Genomic DNA, 17,715 nt, shown 5'->3' on the forward strand with positions numbered 1-17,715 from the left:
CGGTCGCGGTCAAGCAGGCCGCATTGTCCGCATAGTCCGCTCCACCTCCCAAAAAGCCCGCACCGCAACGATCTTCCCCACTTCGTCGACCCGGTAAACGAACACCCCCTCAGCGTCAAGCACCCGCCCGTCATGACGGCTGTGCACCCGCCCGGTGAAGGCGACCTCGTTCCCGCACGCGAAAGAGTCCTCGAACTGGAAATCGATCGACTCATTGGGCGCGATAGCCAGATCCCAGAACGCCGAGATAGCGTCGAGCCCCCGATGCCCTTCGCCGGAAGGGTCGAACTGCGAAGGCCCGACCGGGTCCTCGACAAGGGCATCGGCGGCGAACAGCGCAAGCCAAGCGTCCTTGTCCCGCTTCCGGACGGCGGCGTGCAAGGCCTGGCTGGCGGTGCGCGCGGGATGGGGTGTGGTCATCGAACCTCCTGTGGTCGAGCGTTTCGGGGCGAAGGATCCGTCGATAGCCTGGGTCGCATGGTGTTCGACTCCAAGCGCCTTGATCTCCAGCCGTACGCCGGTTTCGAGATGGACCGTTACGTCCGGCGGACGTACTGCAGCTGGGAGGATTCCGGCTGGCAGTCCTTGCTGGTGCAGCGGTTCGAGCACGTCCCGGTGGCCGAGGACATGACGCTGCCCGCCGCGGCGGATCTGCATCTGGTGCTGCCGGTCGCGGGACGCGCGGTGATGGAGACGCGCCGAGGCGGCCGGTGGGTGCGCGCTCCGTGGGAGCCGGGGCGGCTCGAGCTGATGATCCCGGATCAGCCCGCCGAGCGCCGTTACCGGGCGGACGAGTCGCTGGCCAGTGTGCAGGTCCACCTTCCGCGTGCCGCGTTCGATTCGGCGGCGGGGCAGCTCGGCGGTCCAGCGGTGGACTTCGAGGCGCTGGCCGCGTCGGTGAATGCGGGTGATCCGCTTGCCGAGGAGATCGTCCGGACGGTCGGCGGCGCGGGCGACGATCTGTATGCCGAGTCCGCGGCGGCGTTCCTGGCGATGCACCTGCTCACCCGCCACACCCGGCGCTCCGCCGAGGCGGTGCCGAAGCGGGAGAACGAGCGGATGCGCGCGGTGGTCACGGCGATGCGGGAGCGGCTCGCCGAGCCGGTCACGCTGGCCGACCTCGCCGACGAGGTGCATCTGAGCGTCTACCACCTCGTCCGGGTCTTCAAGGAGGCGACGGGAGTGACGCCGTACCGGTATCTGACCCGGTTGCGGATCGACGAGGCGAAACGGCTGCTGCGCGACACCGACCTGACGCTCTCCCAAATCGCCGCCCGATGCGGCTTCGCGGACCCGGCCGTGCTGTCGAAGGCCTTCCTCCGGGAGACCGGGGTGCGGCCTTCGGCGTACCGCGATTCCTGACACCGCGGCCTCAAGCGGATACGAGCCGCGCGTGCTGGAACGCGTTCCTGATCTCGGACACCAGCAGCTCCGGCTGCTCCAGGCCGGGGAAGTGGCCGCCGCGGTCGAGGTCGTTCCAGGAGCGCAGGTCGAGGTAGCGGCGTTCGGCCCAGCGGCGGGCGGTCGGCCACGGGTCGGCCGGGAAGAGCGAGCAGGCGGTCGGCGTGGTGATCGGCTGCGCGTTCTCCGCCTCCGCGCCGCGCGGCACCCAGCGCATCGCCTCCCAGTACCACCGGGAAGACGAGGCGCCGGTGCCGGTCAGCCAGTACAGCGCGATGTTGTCGACCTGCTGCGAAATGCGCACGCCGCCGCCGGATCCGGGCCGGTTGTCGCCGTAGGCGATGAATTTCTCGCCCAGCCACGCGGCCAGCCCGGCGGGGGAGTCGAGCAGCGAGTAGCCGAGGGTCTGCGGGCGGGTGCTCATCTGCAGGCCGAAACCGTAGCCGTCGATCATGTGCAGGTTCCGCCGGTCGAGGATCCGCTGTTCGTCCGGGGCGGGCGCGATCAGGTCCTCGGGCAGCGGGGAGGCCAGCGGCATCGTCAGGTGCAGGCCCGTGACGCGCTCGGGGGCGATGCGCGCGAGTTCGGTGCTCACGAACGCGCCCCAGTCCCCGCCGTGCGCGCCGAACCGGTCGTAGCCGAGCACGGTCATCAGCTCCGCCCACGCCCGCGCGGTGCGCCCGGGATCCCAGCCGCGCCTGCGGGGACGGTCGCTGAACCCGAACCCGGGCAGCGACGGGATCACCAGGTGGAAGGCGTCGCGCGCGGAACCGCCGTGCGCGACCGGATCGCTCAGCGGCCCGGCGACGTCCTCGAACTCGAGGATCGAACCGGGCCAGCCGTGCGTCAGCACCAGCGGCAGCGCGTCCGGCTCGGGGGAGCGGACGTGCCAGAACGCGATGCCGAGGCCGTCGAGCACCGCCCGGTAGTGGGGAATGGCGTTCCACCGCGCCTGCCGCGCGGGCCAGTCGTGCTCGCGCCAGGCGGTCAGCAGCATCGACAGGTCGGCCAGCCGGATGCCCTGCGTCTCGTCCGGCACGGTCTCGGGTTCGGGCAGCCGCACGCGGTCCAGCCTGGCCCGCAGGTCGGCGAGGTCCGCGTCGGCGACCTGCACGGGGAAGGGTTCGGGACCGGACGGGGTCTCGTCCGCGAAAAAATCAGCCACGAAACGAACCGTAGGGCCGGGCGGGTACTGCTTCAATGTCGGAGATTGCGGTGTGCGAGTCGATAATTGCGGTCGGTCACGGGATGGTCTGAACCATAAAAGAAATGTGTTCGTCTATAACTTTCCCGCGTGCCGCCGAACGGCGTAGCGTGTAACGCCCGGCATTTCCTTCCCGATGACGGTGCGACGCCGCATCGGTGCCCTTTTCCGCTATCGAGAAATGATCAGCCGAACGAATTCTGGGGATGGGAAGCGCATGTCTGCCGAAAATGACGTCCGCGTCGGGGAATTGTCCGCTTTCCCGCGCCGCCGGGTGCGCTGGCCGCTGCTGACCGTGACCGCCGTCGTCCTGCTGGGCGTGTTCTCCTGGTGGCTCGGCCCGGTCGCGCTCGTGGCGCCCTGGGACAACTTCATCCTGCTGGACGGCGGCTACCGCATCGCACAAGGACAGGTGCCCGGCGCCGACTTCTCGAACGCCATCGGCCCGCTCGTCTACGTGCTCACCTCGCTCGGCATGAAGATGCAGGCAGTGCCGTCGCTCGCCGCGGTCACTTACGGCATCCTGCTGTTTCTCCCCATCGCGACGGTGCTCGCCGGATATGTCGCGCATCGGCGCCTGCCCGGCGGGTATGCGACAGGCTTCACCGTTTTCGCCGCATTACTGGTTATTTCCGTACGGCCGCCGGGTTATTCACCGGGAACGACGACATACGCGATGCTTTACAACAAGTTCGGCTGGCTGCTTTACTCCGCGCTGCTGCTCGCCGTGCTGATCCGGCCGCGCACACCCCGGCCGCTCGCCGACGGCGCGGTCATCGGGCTGCTGCTCGGCCTGCTCGCCTACGACAAGGCGAATTTCTTCCTGCTGGGCGTGGTCGCCGTAGTCCTCGGTCTGCTCCTGCGCACCCTCGCCGCGCGGGCGATCCCCGGCGTGCTCGGCGGGTTCGGGCTGCTCGTCGTGGTGTTCTGGCTGGGTTTCGGGATCAACCCCGGCGCCTACGCACGAGACGTCGCCACCGCGTTCGCCGCGCAGGGAAGCGGAAAACGGCTGGACATGCTGCTGCACAGCGCGGCCTACAACGCACCGGTCGGCGTGCTCGCGTTGCTCGTCGTGGCCGGTCTGTTTGTCCTGGCCCGGCGGCACGGCGAGGCGGCCCGGCCGTGGCGACTGCTCGTGATCACGCTGTTCGTACTCGGCTCCAGCGTCGTGATCTCCGCCGCCAACAGCCCGGAGAAGTCCGACCTCGCCGCGCTCGTCGTCATCCCGCTCGTGCTGGTAGCGGTCCTGAAACCGGATCTGCCGCGCTGGACCGGCGGCGACGGCCAGCGCCGGATTCCGGCGCCTCTGCTCGCCGGGCTCGTCCTGCTGCTCGTCGCGACGACAGCGCCGATCGCCGGGAAGGACGCGCTGGCGCTCGGCATCAGCGCCGGCCGCCGGGATCTCGTCGCGACACCCCCGTCGTCGCAGCAAATCGCCAGCCCGCACCTGCGCGACTTCGTCGTCCCCGCGGACGCGACCTGGACGACCGCGTACCGCAACTCCGCGGCCGTCCCCGCGATGCTCAACGACGGTCTTGCCTTGCTACGCCGCCACATCCGGCCCGGCGACCGCGTGCTCAGCATGTCCTTGGCCAACCCCTTCGCCTTCGCGCTCGACCTGACCCCGGTCACCGGCGGCCCGCTCTGGTGGGACCTGGCGATCAGTTTCGACGAGCGCACCCACCCGCCGGCGGAAGAGGTTTTCGGTGCGGCGCAATGGGTCATGGTGCCCAAGCTGCGGCCAGGGCAGGGCTGCTGCCAGGACACCGTCGAGGCGATGACCCGCGTCTACGGCGGCTACCTGGCGCAGCACTTCCAGGTGGTCGAGGCCACCGCGGAATGGACGCTTCTCACGCGCGGCTGATCTTCGGAGCTAGGCTCGATCAAGCGACCTCCGACGCGGTGACGCGCTGGCTCTCGCCGCTGCCCCGTCCTGAACGCCCCGTACGTCTCGTCGACGGCGCTCGGCACCTCCGGCGTGCGGCGGCTTTCCTTCCTCGCCTGGTCAGTGCGCATTTCCGGCGCACCGCGAGCCGCGCCCGGTTCCGGTTTGCTGCCGGTTAGGCGCCGGTTCGCTGGCTGGTCCGCCGACGGCCGCCGCTTCATGGTGGTCGGGTCCGTGCGGAAAGGAGATGAGCCGGATGCCCCCGCGCAAACGAGAGCCCGACCTCCGGTGGCCGCGTTCGCTCGTGCTGCGGCTGATCGCGGCCGCACGTCCGCCGAGGACGGCCGAATCGGGCGTGCCGCGAAAGCAGCGGCGCTGACTCCAGCCACGGAAGGAATCGTTGCGATGACCGTTGCCGCGCGCGGCACCTGCTTGACCGGACACCACGGAGTCGCGCTGCGCACGGCGGCCCAGCATTACGCCGCGCTGGGCTGGCCGGTCCTGCCAGGCCCGGTGTGCGACGGGCTGACGACCTGGCACCCGGTCAGCCACGCACCGCTCGGCCCGCGAGAACCGACGGTGCCCCGTTCCGCCGCCACCGTCGACCACCGCGTCATCTCGCAATGGTGGTCCGTGCACCGCCAGTCGATCCTCGCGCCGGCGGGAGGCCAGTTCGACGTGCTGCGCACCCCGACCTACCTGGGCTGGCGAACCCTGGCCGCCTTCGACGGAGGCGCTCCGATAGGCCCGGTAGCGATCTCGCCGCGCGGTGCGCTGTTCTTCGTCGAACCCGGCACGTGCCGCGACTGCGGGACGGTGTGCGGGGTCGAGTGCGTTTCGCAGGGAGCGCTCGTCGTTCTCCCGCCGAGCAGGGTCGTCGCGGGGGTGGTGTGGTGGCGGATCTCGCCGCTGAACTGTCCCAGGCTGGGCGACGGCGCCGAGATCCTGGGCAAGCTCGCGGAACTGTCCGGAGAATCCGGGTAGCCGCCGGGAACACGCACGGTCGCTTCCGCTGTTGCCAAGATCAGAAGCAGCAACGGCGGAAGGGGCGAACGCGCATGCGCGCGGTAACCATCAGGGACGGCAAGTTCGAACTCGGCGAGGCACCCGACCCCGTCGCACACGGCGACCAGGTGATCGTCCGGATCCACGCCGCCGGGCTGAACGCGGCGGACCTGCAACAGGCCCAAGGCACGTACCCCGCCCCGCCGGGCTGGCCGGAAGACATCCCTGGCTTGGAGGTCGCCGGAGTGGTGGAACAGGCTGACCGCGACGGGACCTGGGCCGTGGGCGACCGGGTCATGGCCGTGGTGGGCGGTGGCGGGCACGCCGAACGGATCGCGGTCCCGGCAAGCCTTCTGCTGCCGATCCCGGATCAGGTCGACGACGTCCGGGCCGCCGGGTTCCCGGAGGCGTTCAGCACTGCCTGGGACGGGCTGGTCGAGCAAGCCGGGGTGCGTCCCGGCGAGCGCGTGCTGGTCACCGGGGCGGCGGGCGGGGTCGGCACCGCGATGGTCCAGGTCGCCGGATTCGCCGGGGCCGAAGTCGTCGCGAGCGTACGGCGCGCGGAGTCGCACGCCGCGGTGCGCGAGCTGGTTCCGGGCGCGAAAGTCGTGACACCGGACCAGGAAGAGGAAAACGGCCCCTACGACGTGGTCGTCGAACTGGTCGGCGGCGAGGACTGCCTGCGCCGCGTGCAGTGGCTCAACCCGTACGGCCGGATACTCGTCATCGGCGTCGGCGCGGGGCAGGAGTCGCCGCTGCGGCTGTTCGACCTCATGCGGGTCCGCGGCCGCGTGCTCGGCTCGACGATCCGCTCCCGCAGCACGGTCGAGAAAGCGGTGCTGGCGAGGCGGGTGCGGGCGGGGCTGCTCGATGCCCTCGCGGAGGGTCGGGTCTCGGTGCCGGTCGACAGTGTTTTTCCACTGGAAGAGGCGTTGAAGGCGTATGAGCGGCTGGGGTCGGCGGGGAAGCTGGGGAAGGTCGTGCTGCGGATGGAGTGAACGGACGGGCGGTCACTGTGCGGTGCGTTGAGCCCAGTGGTCTTCGGCGCTGGCGAGGGCGTCGAGAATCCGTTGCTGCTCGCCGCTGCCGGTGGTGGGCAGCCGCAACAGCGGAAAGTCGTGCGCGCGCAAGATCTCGTTCTTGAGCGCGTCGCGGGCCAGCTGGGCTGGTTTGTTCTCGTGGAAGGCGAATCCGTCGACCTCGATGGCCAGCAGCGGTTGGTTGGTCACTCGGTTGTAGACCACGAAATCGAGCGATGCCCGCCGCTTCGCGTACGCGGTTTGCTCCGGAGTGAGCCGGTCGAAATCCGGCAGGAGGTTCTTCAGGAGCACCTGCGGAACGGCTGTCAGATGCGCGTAGCGCGGCTCGGCGAAGATGTCGTGCAGGACAGTCCAGATGATGTCTTCCGACGGGTACTTGAGTTCCTTCTTGAGCCGCGCGGCCAGCGGTCGCAACCGCTGCGCATAGGCGGAGTAGAGCAGGTCGAACACGGAGACCACCGTGCTGTCGACGACCTCGTCGCCAGGGTTGTGGTAGCGGATGTAGCCGACCAGGTCCTGGATGTGCCTGCTGGTCGGCATCAGGTCGTGGTTGGTCACGAGGATGAACCGCCGGACCGCGCGCGACACCGCGACGTTGATCATCTGCGGATCGTCGACGAACGGGAGTCCGGTGCGGCCGCGCCACGTCTCGTCCAGGACGGTGGTCAGGATGACCACCTGCTTCTGGCGGCCCTGGAACCGGTGCACGGTGTCGGCCTGGATCTGGTCGAGCACGTCGCGGGTCTTGTCGGCCTGCAGCCGGTACGGGGTGGTGATCCCGATGTCCGCGTCGGCGAAGCCCCGGCAGTGGTCCCGGATCACCTCCTGGCTGATGACGTCCACCTCGCGCTGGTTCGAGCGCCCTCCGGTGTGGTGCTGGCGCATGTGGTTGCCTTCGACGGTGCGCACCACGATCATCGGCTGTTCGATCTTGTTGACGGTGTACGGGATCAGTTCGCCGTCGTAGAACTTCTTGTTGCAGAAGCCGATGATGGCCGGGTCGCATCGGTAGTGTTCGCGCAGCAGCGCGCTGGGCAGTTCCGCGCCGTACTGTTCCGCCAAAGAGGACAGGAGGCTGTGCCGCCGGCAGTCGTAAGCGGGCATCGGCGGCTCGAGATCGGCCGCGGCCTCGACTGGGATGGGCGGGAGCTGCTTTTGGTCGCCGACGACGATGACGTTGCGGGCACACGACATCGCCAGGCCCGCTAGGAGCAAGTTGACCTGAGAAGCCTCGTCGATGATCAGGTAGTCGAGCAGGTATCCCTCGGCGATGCTGGCCCGCAGCGAATGACAGGTGCTGAGCAGCGCCGGGTAGTCCTCCAGGAACGTCTCGAACGTGCGACCCCTCCGGTACGAGTCCGCGTCGTAGACGGTGCGAGACAGCTTTCGGTAGCGGTCCGCGAGTCCGGCGTGGAGAATGCGAACGGACAGGTCCTTGTGGTCTTCGGCGAGCTGCTCGAATTCGGCCCGTTGCAGTCTGCTGTCGGCCAGCTCGACTTCCTGTTCCAGCTCGGCGATCCGCTTGGTGTAGTACGCCAGCTGAAGGCGGAGCACGACATCGGTGTCCGCCGGGTCGAGCATGCGCAGCGAACCGTACTTGAAGTAGTTGCCGATCCGCCGCAGCAGCCGGGGACGGGAGCCGGTCAGTTCGAGCTGGCTCTCGGCCAGGTAGTCCATGACCCGGTCCGCGGACTTCTTCAGCAGCGGGAGTTTTTCCAGGTCAGGCAGCTCTTCCTGGTCGAGATGGCGTTCGAAGTGCCGTAGTTCGAGACGGTGGGCGTCGAGCGCCTGGCGGCGGTCGGCAAGGACGCGCTCGTGCTCCTGCAGCTTCCGCAGCCGCCGGTCCAGATCAGCCAGCTGTCCCGGATCAGGGCGTTGCGGTGCGCTGGACACGAATTGCGCGACCGCCGCGTTGCGAGCCGGCTGCTGCGCGAAGAATTCCTCCCGCTTTTGTTTGCGGCCGAGGTTGCCGAGGATGTGCCCGAAGCCGAGTTCGCCGAGTTTGTCCCGGACGTTGTCGACCGCCGCGTTGCCGAACGAGACGATGCCGACGGTCTTGTGCTGTACGGCCGTGATGTTGGCGATCAGGTTGAGGATGGTCTCGGTTTTCCCGGTCCCCGGAGGTCCCTCGATGACCGAGACCGACCTGGTCAGGCCGTTTTCGACCGCCTTGCGCTGACTGAGATTGCAGCGGAAGGGGAAAATCGGAGCGGCGTCCGGCGGCCGCGTCGCGATCGGCGCTCCGGTCAGATACGAAGCGAGCACGCTCTCCGGGTGGACGAAGGCGAGCCGGTCGTACGGGGTGCGCAACGGATCGTCGGAGCTGAGCCGGGACACGATCGTCCGCCAATAGCGCAATACGTCATTGACGAGCGGTATCGCGGTTCCCGACGTGACGACGCGTACCTGGGCCTCGGGGTAGGTCTGGTATTTCTCTCCGCTGCCGGAACGGTAGAAGACTCGGCACCATGCGCCTTGGGCACCCGGGAACACGGCGGTTTCGGTCGCGCTCTCCCACAAGGTTCCGTTGACTTCGACCCGGTCGTCGCCCGTCAGGACGCGCCGCCCCGCGGTACGCAGGATCTGCACGCGGTCCGGGCCGTACGGAAAGGTCTTGCCCTTGCCGGTGAAGGTGAGGTGAATGCGCTGATGCGCGGGCTGGAACTCGTATCGCGCTACCTCCCGGGTCTTGTCCTCGAAGACACCGGTCTGGCGATTGCGGATCAGCACCGCTTCGCTGCGTGGATCGATCACGTTTCCCCCTATGCTCCGGACATTACCCGTGGTCGCCGAGAGCGAGAAGTTCCACCCTTTGTGCTGCGGTTATCGCTGTCTTTACCGGAGGCAAGTGCGTATTGGTGAGTAAAAATAGCAGGCTTACGACGATTTCCGATGATTGGTCTGACTTGGTCTTCAACGGTCCCGTTTCCGGAGCCCGGCCGGGGATAATCGCCGCATCGTCTTCGGACTGGGGGAGGATCTGTGGCAATCCGAAGAGCGCTTGCCGCCGCGTTGATCCTGTTCGGGACGGCCGCCTGCGGCGGGACACCGGTGCTATCGGTGGTGGCCTGCGGGCTTTTCTCCAGCGTCAGCGGCAGCTCCGCGGCGAGGCCCGCGTAGGCTGAGTCGCCGTAGATTCCCGGTTCGTCGCCGAGGTGAATGCGTCCCTGCCAGACCAGTTCGGGTCTCGGACTCAGCGTCTCATCGCTCCTTGATCGTCATCGAGTTCTCCGGTCGGTGTTCTTGGGTGGGCGGCAAGCGGTCGAGGTCGCGCAGCGCCCGGACGGTGAGCCCCCACAATCCGGCGAGCGCGGTCAGCACGCCGCTCAGCAGCAGGAGGACGGCCATTCCGCTGCCCGGCCCGGTACCGGTCAGCCACCCGAAAGCCGAGCGCAGCCGGCCGGGTTCGCGCATGCCTGGCTCGAACACGCCGTCGGCGAGCGGGCCCGCGATGAGCAGCACGGTCACCCCGGCGGATTCGGTGAGCACCCTTCGCGCGGCGAAGATCCGGCCCTGCTCGGACAGCGGCGTCGAGGACTGCCACAGTGCCTGGTTGGCGGCCTCGACCAGCGGATAGAGGAACGCGCCGACGAACGACGCCGCCATCCAGACCGCCGGGGACGCGCTGGCACCGAGCGGTATCTGACCGAGCAGGCCGATGAGCACGAACCCGGGCAGGATCACCTTCAGATGCCCGCGCCGCCTGCCCCACAGCGCGGTCACCGCCCCGCCGACGATGCCGCCGGCACCGGCCGCGCCGAGCACCGCGGCGAGCGCGGCGGTTCCGGCGGCACCCGACCTGGCCAGGACCATCGGCGAGATCAGCACCCCGAACATGGTGGCGAAATAGGCCAGGAAGAACAGGGTCTGCAGGGCGCGAAGGCCGGGCCAGGAAGCGATGTAGTGGAACCCGTGGGCGACGTCGTGTCGCAAGCCCCGCCGTCGGGCGGTGGGAGCTGGTTCGCGCACCCGCTTCGCCACCGCGGTCAGCGCGAGCGCGCAGAAGGCGTAAGTGGCCAGATCGATGGCGAACACGGTGCTCAACCCGCCGTGGGAAAGCACGAGGGTGGCTGTCGCGGGCCCCACGACGCCCGCGACGGACAGCGCCAGCGACAGCAGACCGCTCGCGCGCGAGTAGTGGCGTTGAGGCACCAAAAGGACACCGACGCCAGCAGCGCCGGGTACTGGAAGGCCAGCACGATCCCGAGCGCCACGAGAGTGGCGTAAACCGTTGCGGTGGAAAGGGAACCGAGCGCGGACGCCGTCGCCAGCCCGGCCAGCAGCAGCGCGGCGGCGGCGTTGCTGGCCACCAGCGTCCGGAGCCTGCCCCAGCGGTCGCAGAGCGCGCCGGCGAGCGGGCCGAACACGACTACCGCCCCGAAGGAACAGAACTCGACCATCGCGACCGGCGTCGTCTGCCCGGTGCGCTGCCAGGCCCACAGTACGATGCCGAAGTTGGTCATCAGCGTGCCGAGCACCGACGCGAACTGCCCCGCCCACAGCACGGCGAACGGCACCGGATCCCAGGACCGTCCGCGTGCGGAGGCCAGTCTCACCGCAGGAGCCGATCCAGGCTCAGATGTTTCGCGACGTGCGCGGTCCAGCGGTCGATTTCCTCGTCCAGTTCCGGGGTTTCGAGGAGCTTGCGGGTCTGCTCCGGATCGTCCGGGGTCCGCTCGAGCTGGCCGAGCCCGTCGTAGTCGGGGATCGTCCCCCAGCACGGCACGCCGCTGCGGGACTCGAGGATCTGCATCCCGGAGATAAAATCGCGCGGGTCGCCCATGTAGCGGTTCACCACGAGCCCGATCACCCGCTCCCGTTCGAACGGCCGCATCAGGCTGAGCGTGCCGATCATCGCGGCGAACACGCCGGTGTGGGTGACGCTGCCGACCAGCAGGCACGGCGCCTTGATGAGGTTGGTGAGCCAGAGATTCGAGACGTCCCGCCTGCGCAGGTTCAGCTCGACCGGGCTGCCGCAGCCCTCGATGACGATGAACTCGTGCCGCCGCGACAGCTCCCGGTAGGAATCCATGATCGCCTCGCGCAGGAACGCGGTCCGCCGGCGGGGCGCGAGGCCGAGCACGCGGTCGTCCCGCCTGCCGTTGACCGCCGTCCTCACCTGGCCGGCGTGCCGCCACACCGCGACCGGGTTCATCGTCGCCTCGGGGGACAGCCTCGCGCCGGACGCCTGGTACACCTGGTGATGGTGGATCACGCTGCCGGTTTCGGTGCGGTAGAACGAATCGCCGTCCTGCATGGACATCGCCTTGAACGGCGCGACGTCGATCCCGCGCTGGCGCAGCCACCGGCAGATCGCCACGGTCGTCAAGGTTTTGCCCACTCCGGACGCAGTACCCAAAACGGCGACATTGCGCGCGGTTCCGCTCACGGAGTCCCCCAGTTCTCAGTGCGCCCACCAGATTTCCAGCCTGCCAGCCGCAACCTGTCTAAAGCAATGCGATTGCTCCGGACAGGGCAGGGTTGCCGTCAGCTTCGGCTCGGCGCGGGGGATCTTCGAGAATCGTTGTGCGGCTTTCTTTTCTTATCGAATATCGCAAATAGTTGCGGTGTTGGGGGAATTATTCGCAGAATTGGTGGGCGTTCGCGTGAGTCGGGAGGGGTGCTGAGGCAGGGTTCGCGCTCCTGGCGGGCTGCCCGAATGGCCACCGCGCGCGACCTCAGCCCGTGGTAACCGCCATCGCCTTGTCGAGCATGTCGGGAGTGCACAGCGCGACATCGCTGTCCAGTTGGGGTTCCAGTCCCGCGCCCCAGGCGACGCCGAGCCCGTACGGCGGCTCGCTGGTCGCTAGTGTGGTCCGGAATGCCTCTCGGTAGCCAATGAGTTCCGACAGGGCATGCCGCGCGGCCGTCTGGACGCCTTTGCTCTGGCTCAGCTTGCATTCGACAAGGAGCCATCGGGTGCGCCCGCCCCGATCAGTCCATCTGAGCCAAAGGTCCGGACGCAAATCAGGTTGCTGGGAAAATCCATGCTTAGTGAGTATTTCTTTGTACTTCGAGGGAGAATGAACGTCTGGCGGAAGCGACTGGTACCACACGTCGATCTTCCGTCCGTCTGGTTGCTGGCCGTCCGTATGCACGCGTCCCTTGAACAAGTACAGCGGCTGCACGTTCCAGCCATGGCTGTTCAAGGCGTCGATTACCCGGAAAGTGGTGGCTAGTTCGAAAAGGATGGAGTCGAGTGCGGTGACGAGGCCGGCGCCTTCGATGGCTGCCTGGATCGCCTCGCGCTCAGGAGTTTCCACGAAGGACACGAGTTTTTCGTATGCGCGAAGAACCGGTGTGTACCGTTCGCTGGTGCGACCCGCCCGGATCCGCGCGAGGGACCGCGGGCTCGGCGCGACGCGGTCGATGTCGCGGAGCATTCTGTTCTGTTGCCAGTGCTGTGCATCATTCAGGTGCTTTCGGACGAGCTTTGCGGGTTCTTCCCGGGATTTGCTGGTCGCCCAGTCCCGGAGCTTCGCGGCGTTGACGACTCCGTCGAGCACGTGCACGAGCAGCTCGTTCTCCGGGGTCTGGTACACGCGCTCGGCAGGCGCGGTCACGTAGCTGTGCTGCGATCCGCTCGCGGCACGGCCGGTCAGCGTGCGATCCCACCGAACCGGTCCGTGGAGCCGCTCGTGGCTGATCTGCTCGTTCTGCGCCGAACTGGTGGTCAGCCGCCTGGCCAGCAGCGGCAGCGAGGTCATGAAGTCCTGCACTTCCCGGCACAGCAGGAAATGCAGCTCGCCGAGTCGCTTGACCTGGTGCTCCGGCCATCCCAGCAGCGCCGCCGCGGTCAGCAGGCCGGGGACCTCGAACCGGGAGGCGGGCGAGACATAGGACCAGATCCGGTCCCGGATTTGCCCGACGAGTGCTTTGCGGTTCCAGTCAAGATCGTGCATCACAAGGCAGGCTCGCCTTCGCTCGAACCGGAACCGTTAGACCGGTCGACAATGCCCAGGACGTCGGCGAAAGAAGATTTCAGCTTATCCAGGTGGCGGTTTCTGACGAGCTTGGACAATCGGCTGAGCAAATCCTGGCCGCTGCGATCGTCGATGCCCTCGTACTGCGGCATCAGATAGCTGAAGAACAGCTGGTAAAGCAGGTCGCTGTTCTGCCAGGTGGCAGTTCCGTCCACAGTGTACGACCGCGCAAACCGGGCCATGTCCACAAAGACTGCGGGGCCGATGTCTTTGATCGATCGCAGATTCAGCAGTTCCGAGAGGACCGAATCGATGCGCTGAGCTTCTTGGTCGGCCATGCCTTCGAGTTCGCGGTTCCAAAGCCGCCGGAAGACATCGGTGTCAGGCGATGCGACCTCGATGAACGCAAACCGGCGCATGAGAGCGTACGACATTTCGAAGAGCAACGACTTGTCGAAGACGTTGATGGTCGCCAGCATGCGCCAGGCCCGCGGGATCCGGATGATCGAGTAGTCCTGCGCGCTGTAGCTGCTGGCAGCCCCTTCCAGGACCAGGGCGATCCTCTTGCCGTCTTTCCGGTCCTCGTACGGCAGCACCACGGATTGGCCGGAAAGGAGGGTGAACAGTTGCCCGAACGCCCGGTCGAAGTTCGACCTGTTGAGTTCGTCGACGATCAGCCATTGCGCCCCTGACGCTGCTTCGAGGAAGGGGCCGGGCCGGAACTCAAGCTGGCTTCCGGACTTGGCGGGCCGAAGCCCGCCGATGGTTTCGTACGTCGTCCAGTCGGCCGTAGCCGTGGTCAGGGTGTGCCCTCGCGACAGTCCGGCATCTTCAGCCAGCCGGCACAGGGCCTCGGCAAGAGTGGTCTTCGCGGTTCCCGGCGGCCCGGTGAGAATGATGTGTTTCCCGCTGTGCAGCGCAGCGACGGCAGCGCGGTAAACATCGAGGTCGAGTTCCAGCCGGTAAGGGTCGGCCTGCGCGATGTCTCGCAGGGCTTCGACGGTGAACTTGGACCAGTGACTGTCGTCAATCACGTTGTCCTCCTCGTCCCGACCTTCGCTCGGTTCTGGTTCGGACGCGGGGGTGAGGTAGCAGTACTCGAGCAGCGGGACGGCGGCTTCGGCAAGCTCCAGGAAGGAATCCGAGACCTGGTCTCCCAGGGCATCCAGTTCCTCGACCGGCAGGTAGACCGAGATGCTGGACGAGGGGCCGTTCGGACCGCTTGCGTGGGCCAGCCATTCGCCGAGCCCGGCGAAATCGCTGTTCTTGGTCGGCTGCCGCCATGCGTTCAGGTATTTCGCGTTGGAGGGCAATGCCTTCTCGACGGCCTGGACAACTGATGGCGGAGTGTTCCGGAGGGCACTTTGCAAGCGCTCCAGATAGTCTTCCGCAATTGCCCTTTGCGGTCCGGAGAGCTGGGACCGGCCCGCGCCGAGGCACAGGCACAACTCGGCACCGTCCTCGGAGACGATGAGAGCGACCTGGAGAGCGTACGATTTGTTCGGCACGTCGGCGGGGTAGATGCAGCACCACATATCCTCCGGGGTGAGCCCGTTCGGCTGCAGGGTGCTGACAAAACTCCTCAACCGCACTTCCGTCTGTATCGTTTCGGCCAGCCACCCGGCAAGCTTCTTCAGACGGTTGCGCACACTTCGGAACTGGTTTTGATCTTGTCCAGGTACGGTCTCCGAACTCCAGGGAACCCGTTCCGGGTAGCGCGCGAAGACGTCGCAATCCGGTGTGCCGAACGCGATGCCAGGAGATTCGACCATGCGGTAAGCCTCAAGTCTTGGGGTCGAGCAACGTCTGCTGCTGCGCGTGAACTCTCATCACGGGACTGGACCGGCTAGCGGAGATTGCCGGCAACCTCGACGCTTCTGCCGGGCTTCGGGACCGGCTCGGTCCGTCCCGTCGCCTCCGCCTTGGAGTCGGTCGCCGCTCCAGGTATCTGCCTGGCGAGGCACACGCCTCGAACCCCCGCCCTCACCGTTGTTCGCCGGCGAGGTTCCACAACGTGCTTGACCTCGGCGCCGACGTCCCGAACCGGAACTCGTCCCGGACGGCGGCCACCGCTTGCGCAAGTTCGATCTCGGTTCCCCCACCACCCAATCCATATCACAGTCGCGCCTACGGCGGGCCCGAAACGCCGGACGTGTCGGAGGACTCCGTGCCCGGGATCGGCGTGACCTGGACTTTGCCGTGCCCTCCCCGGGGCAATGAGCTGCCCGGGCGTCGCTGATGCTGGGGAACGGTCAGGTGCGCGTGGTCCGGTCACGGAGGCGGATCGTCAGTCTCCGTCCAGTTCTCGCCCTGGCGACAGGTCGCGACAGGCTGATCGCCGCCGGCAACACGGCGGCGATCCGTTCCCCGTCCACGATCATCTCAACCCTCGGAGACCCGGATGATCGTCTTCCCCGGAACCCGCTTCCCCGGCAAAAACGCACCAGGAGCCTCCTCCAGCGAAAGGATCGCACCGACCGTCACTTCCAGCCGCCCGTCGCGGACCCGTGCCACCAAGTCGCTCAACCGGGCCCGGTCCGGTTCCACCACGAAGAACACGGCGCGTCCGTCGCGTGGCCGGACGGTCGGCGGATGCGCGATGGTCACCAACGTCCCGCCCGCGCGGACCACAGCGGCGGACCGGTCGAGGATCTCCCCGCCGAGGACGTCGACGACCAAGTCAGCTTCACCGGCGTCTTCGAGACGTTCCGACTCCAGATCGAGGAACTTCTGCGCGCCAAGGGAAAGCGCGCGAGACCGATCACGCGCGCGTCCGGTGCCGATGACGTGCGCGCCGGCCTCGCGAGCGAGTTGCACCGCGAGGGAACCGACGCCGCCGGCTGCGCCGTGGATCAGGACGGTTTGCCCGGTGGCGAGGCGGCCGTGGTCGAAGAGGGCCTGCCAAGCGGTGAGCCCGGAGATCGGCAGCGCGGCGGCCACCGGGTAGTCGACGTCGGCGGGGAGCGGGGCGAGGTTGCGGGCCTCTACCGCGACGTAGTCGGCGAGGGTGCCGTCGCGGGTCCAGTCGGCGAGGCCGAAGACGCGCTGGCCGATGGTCAGCCCGGTGGTGCCGTAGCCGAGTCCGGTCACGACGCCGGACAGTTCGTGGCCGGGCACGCTCGGCGTCCGGTCGCGGCCGGCGCGGTCGGTCCAGGTGCCGGGCCAGTCCAGTTCGCCGGGGGTGAAGCCGGCGGCGCGGACCTGGACCACGACGTCGCTTTCCGCGGCGTGCGGGTGCGGAAGGTCGGTCAGGGCCAGTCCTTCGGCTCCGGCCTCGCGGTCGGGGGCGATGATCGCGCGCATCAGTTCCTCGTTCGTTCGTCGGTCGCTGCGTCAGGGAGACGAGACAGCCGGTGCGGGTGTGACCGTCGGACGCGGGTGAGTTTGTCCGGGTTCATCACCCGCCGGTAGGCGACGATCCGCCCGCCGGAAAACTCGAAGGTGTCCACGGAGAACACCGTCCCGGCGCGCCGGTGCACCAGCGCCGGTTCGCCGCCGACCTCGGTCAGGTCGATCCGGTCCGGCCGCCATTGCCCGCTCACGCGCACCATAACCTCGGCGACCCGCGTTCCGCCGCGGATGGTTTTGCGGGCGGCGAAGGCGTTGCCGCCGCCGTCGGTGACATAGGTGGTGTCGGGGTGCAGCAGCTGGACCAGGGCTTCGAAGTCGCCGGCCTCGTACGCCGCCCGGAACAGGGTCAGCAGCCGCTCGCGCTCGGCCTTGGACGCTGGCGTCGGCCGGTCCGCCCGCGAGATGCGGCGGCGGGCGCGCGAGGCGAGCTGACGCGCGGCCGCCGCTGTCGTGTCAAGGATTTCGGCGATTCTCGGGAACGGGATCTCGAAGACGTCGTGCAGCACGAAGGCGACCCGCTCCGGCGGGCTGAGTTCCTCCATCACCAGCAGCATCGCCGAGCTGACCGAATCGTCGACGAGCACCGGCTCGGCGGCGTCCGGACCGGTCAGCAGCGGTTCGGGCAGCCACGGGCCGACGTAGCTTTCGCGGCGCACCCGCGCGCTCTTGAGGACGTCGTAGGCGCGCCGGGCGGAGACCGTGACCAGCCAGGCCCGCAGGTCGGTCACCGCGGACAGGTCCGCCGCGGCGGCGCGGAGCCAGACGTCCTGGGTGACGTCCTCGGCGTCGGCGACGCTGCCCAGCAGCCGGTAGGCGACGCCGAACACCGCGGGCCGGTGGGTTTCCCAGCCCAGCAGGTCCGGACCGGATGCGTCGCCCACTGCGGTTCCTCTCTCGCCGATGATC

At 68.0% G+C, this 17,715-nt stretch carries 14 protein-coding genes; 4 read left to right on the forward strand and 10 right to left on the reverse strand.

Annotated features, from left to right (window positions below; all coding sequences use genetic code 11):
- Nucleotides 1-9 precede the first annotated feature (9 nt).
- Nucleotides 10-420 (reverse strand): nuclear transport factor 2 family protein, encoded by a 411-nt coding sequence (locus RPX00_RS33485; RefSeq protein ID WP_406631349.1) that lies wholly within the window; start codon nt 418-420, stop codon nt 10-12.
- A 57-nt stretch (nt 421-477) separates the two neighbouring features.
- Here RPX00_RS33485 and RPX00_RS33490 point away from each other — a divergent pair, with 57 nt between their 5' ends.
- Nucleotides 478-1,362 carry a helix-turn-helix domain-containing protein gene (locus RPX00_RS33490; protein WP_406631351.1) on the forward strand — a complete coding sequence of 295 codons (885 nt, stop codon included), beginning with the start codon at nt 478-480 and terminating at the stop codon, nt 1,360-1,362.
- Nucleotides 1,363-1,372: 10 nt separating this feature from the next.
- On the opposite strand, the gene RPX00_RS33495 is transcribed toward RPX00_RS33490, so the two are convergent.
- Nucleotides 1,373-2,566, reverse strand: a complete 1,194-nt coding sequence (locus tag RPX00_RS33495) for an epoxide hydrolase family protein (RefSeq protein WP_406631353.1) — start codon at nt 2,564-2,566, stop codon at nt 1,373-1,375.
- A 256-nt stretch (nt 2,567-2,822) separates the two neighbouring features.
- Here RPX00_RS33495 and RPX00_RS33500 point away from each other — a divergent pair, with 256 nt between their 5' ends.
- The 3 genes from RPX00_RS33500 (at nt 2,823) to RPX00_RS33510 (ending at nt 6,493) form a co-directional block, all read left to right on the forward strand.
- Nucleotides 2,823-4,469: a hypothetical protein gene (locus RPX00_RS33500; RefSeq protein ID WP_406631355.1), complete on the forward strand. Its 1,647-nt coding sequence runs from the start codon at nt 2,823-2,825 to the stop codon at nt 4,467-4,469.
- A gap of 426 nt (nt 4,470-4,895) precedes the next feature.
- Entirely contained in the window at nt 4,896-5,474 is a 579-nt protein-coding gene (locus RPX00_RS33505) for a bifunctional DNA primase/polymerase (RefSeq protein WP_406631357.1), read from the forward strand.
- Between the two features lie 74 nt (nt 5,475-5,548).
- Nucleotides 5,549-6,493, forward strand: coding sequence for a zinc-binding dehydrogenase (locus tag RPX00_RS33510; RefSeq protein WP_406631359.1), 945 nt, complete (start codon nt 5,549-5,551; stop codon nt 6,491-6,493).
- Between the two features lie 12 nt (nt 6,494-6,505).
- On the opposite strand, the gene RPX00_RS33515 is transcribed toward RPX00_RS33510, so the two are convergent.
- From RPX00_RS33515 to sigJ, 8 genes are all read right to left on the reverse strand, one after another.
- Nucleotides 6,506-9,289 carry an AAA domain-containing protein gene (locus tag RPX00_RS33515; RefSeq protein ID WP_406631360.1) on the reverse strand — a complete coding sequence of 928 codons (2,784 nt, stop codon included), beginning with the start codon at nt 9,287-9,289 and terminating at the stop codon, nt 6,506-6,508.
- 447 nt (nt 9,290-9,736) lie between these two features.
- Nucleotides 9,737-10,687: an MFS transporter gene (locus RPX00_RS33520; protein ID WP_406631362.1), complete on the reverse strand. Its 951-nt coding sequence runs from the start codon at nt 10,685-10,687 to the stop codon at nt 9,737-9,739.
- A complete protein-coding gene (locus RPX00_RS33525) occupies nt 10,576-11,091 on the reverse strand; it encodes a hypothetical protein (RefSeq protein WP_406631364.1) in 516 nt (171 codons plus the stop codon). Before RPX00_RS33525 ends, RPX00_RS33520 begins: the two co-directional genes overlap by 112 nt.
- Entirely contained in the window at nt 11,088-11,924 is an 837-nt protein-coding gene (locus RPX00_RS33530) for an AAA family ATPase (protein ID WP_406631366.1), read from the reverse strand. The genes RPX00_RS33525 and RPX00_RS33530 overlap by 4 nt, the downstream gene beginning before the upstream one ends.
- Nucleotides 11,925-12,213: 289 nt before the next feature.
- A complete protein-coding gene (locus RPX00_RS33535) occupies nt 12,214-13,437 on the reverse strand; it encodes a hypothetical protein (protein ID WP_406631367.1) in 1,224 nt (407 codons plus the stop codon).
- The gene (locus tag RPX00_RS33540; protein WP_406631369.1) at nt 13,437-15,230 is read right to left on the reverse strand and encodes an AAA family ATPase; all 1,794 of its coding nucleotides are present in this window, start codon (nt 15,228-15,230) and stop codon (nt 13,437-13,439) included. Before RPX00_RS33540 ends, RPX00_RS33535 begins: the two co-directional genes overlap by 1 nt.
- 610 nt (nt 15,231-15,840) lie before the next feature.
- Entirely contained in the window at nt 15,841-16,761 is a 921-nt protein-coding gene (locus RPX00_RS33545) for an NADP-dependent oxidoreductase (protein WP_406631371.1), read from the reverse strand.
- Nucleotides 16,761-17,690 (reverse strand): RNA polymerase sigma factor SigJ, encoded by a 930-nt coding sequence (gene sigJ, locus RPX00_RS33550; protein ID WP_406631373.1) that lies wholly within the window; start codon nt 17,688-17,690, stop codon nt 16,761-16,763. Before sigJ ends, RPX00_RS33545 begins: the two co-directional genes overlap by 1 nt.
- Nucleotides 17,691-17,715: the final 25 nt, after the last annotated feature.

The sequence above is a fragment of the Amycolatopsis sp. WGS_07 genome, from assembly GCF_045278895.1.
GTDB lineage: Bacteria > Actinomycetota > Actinomycetes > Mycobacteriales > Pseudonocardiaceae > Amycolatopsis.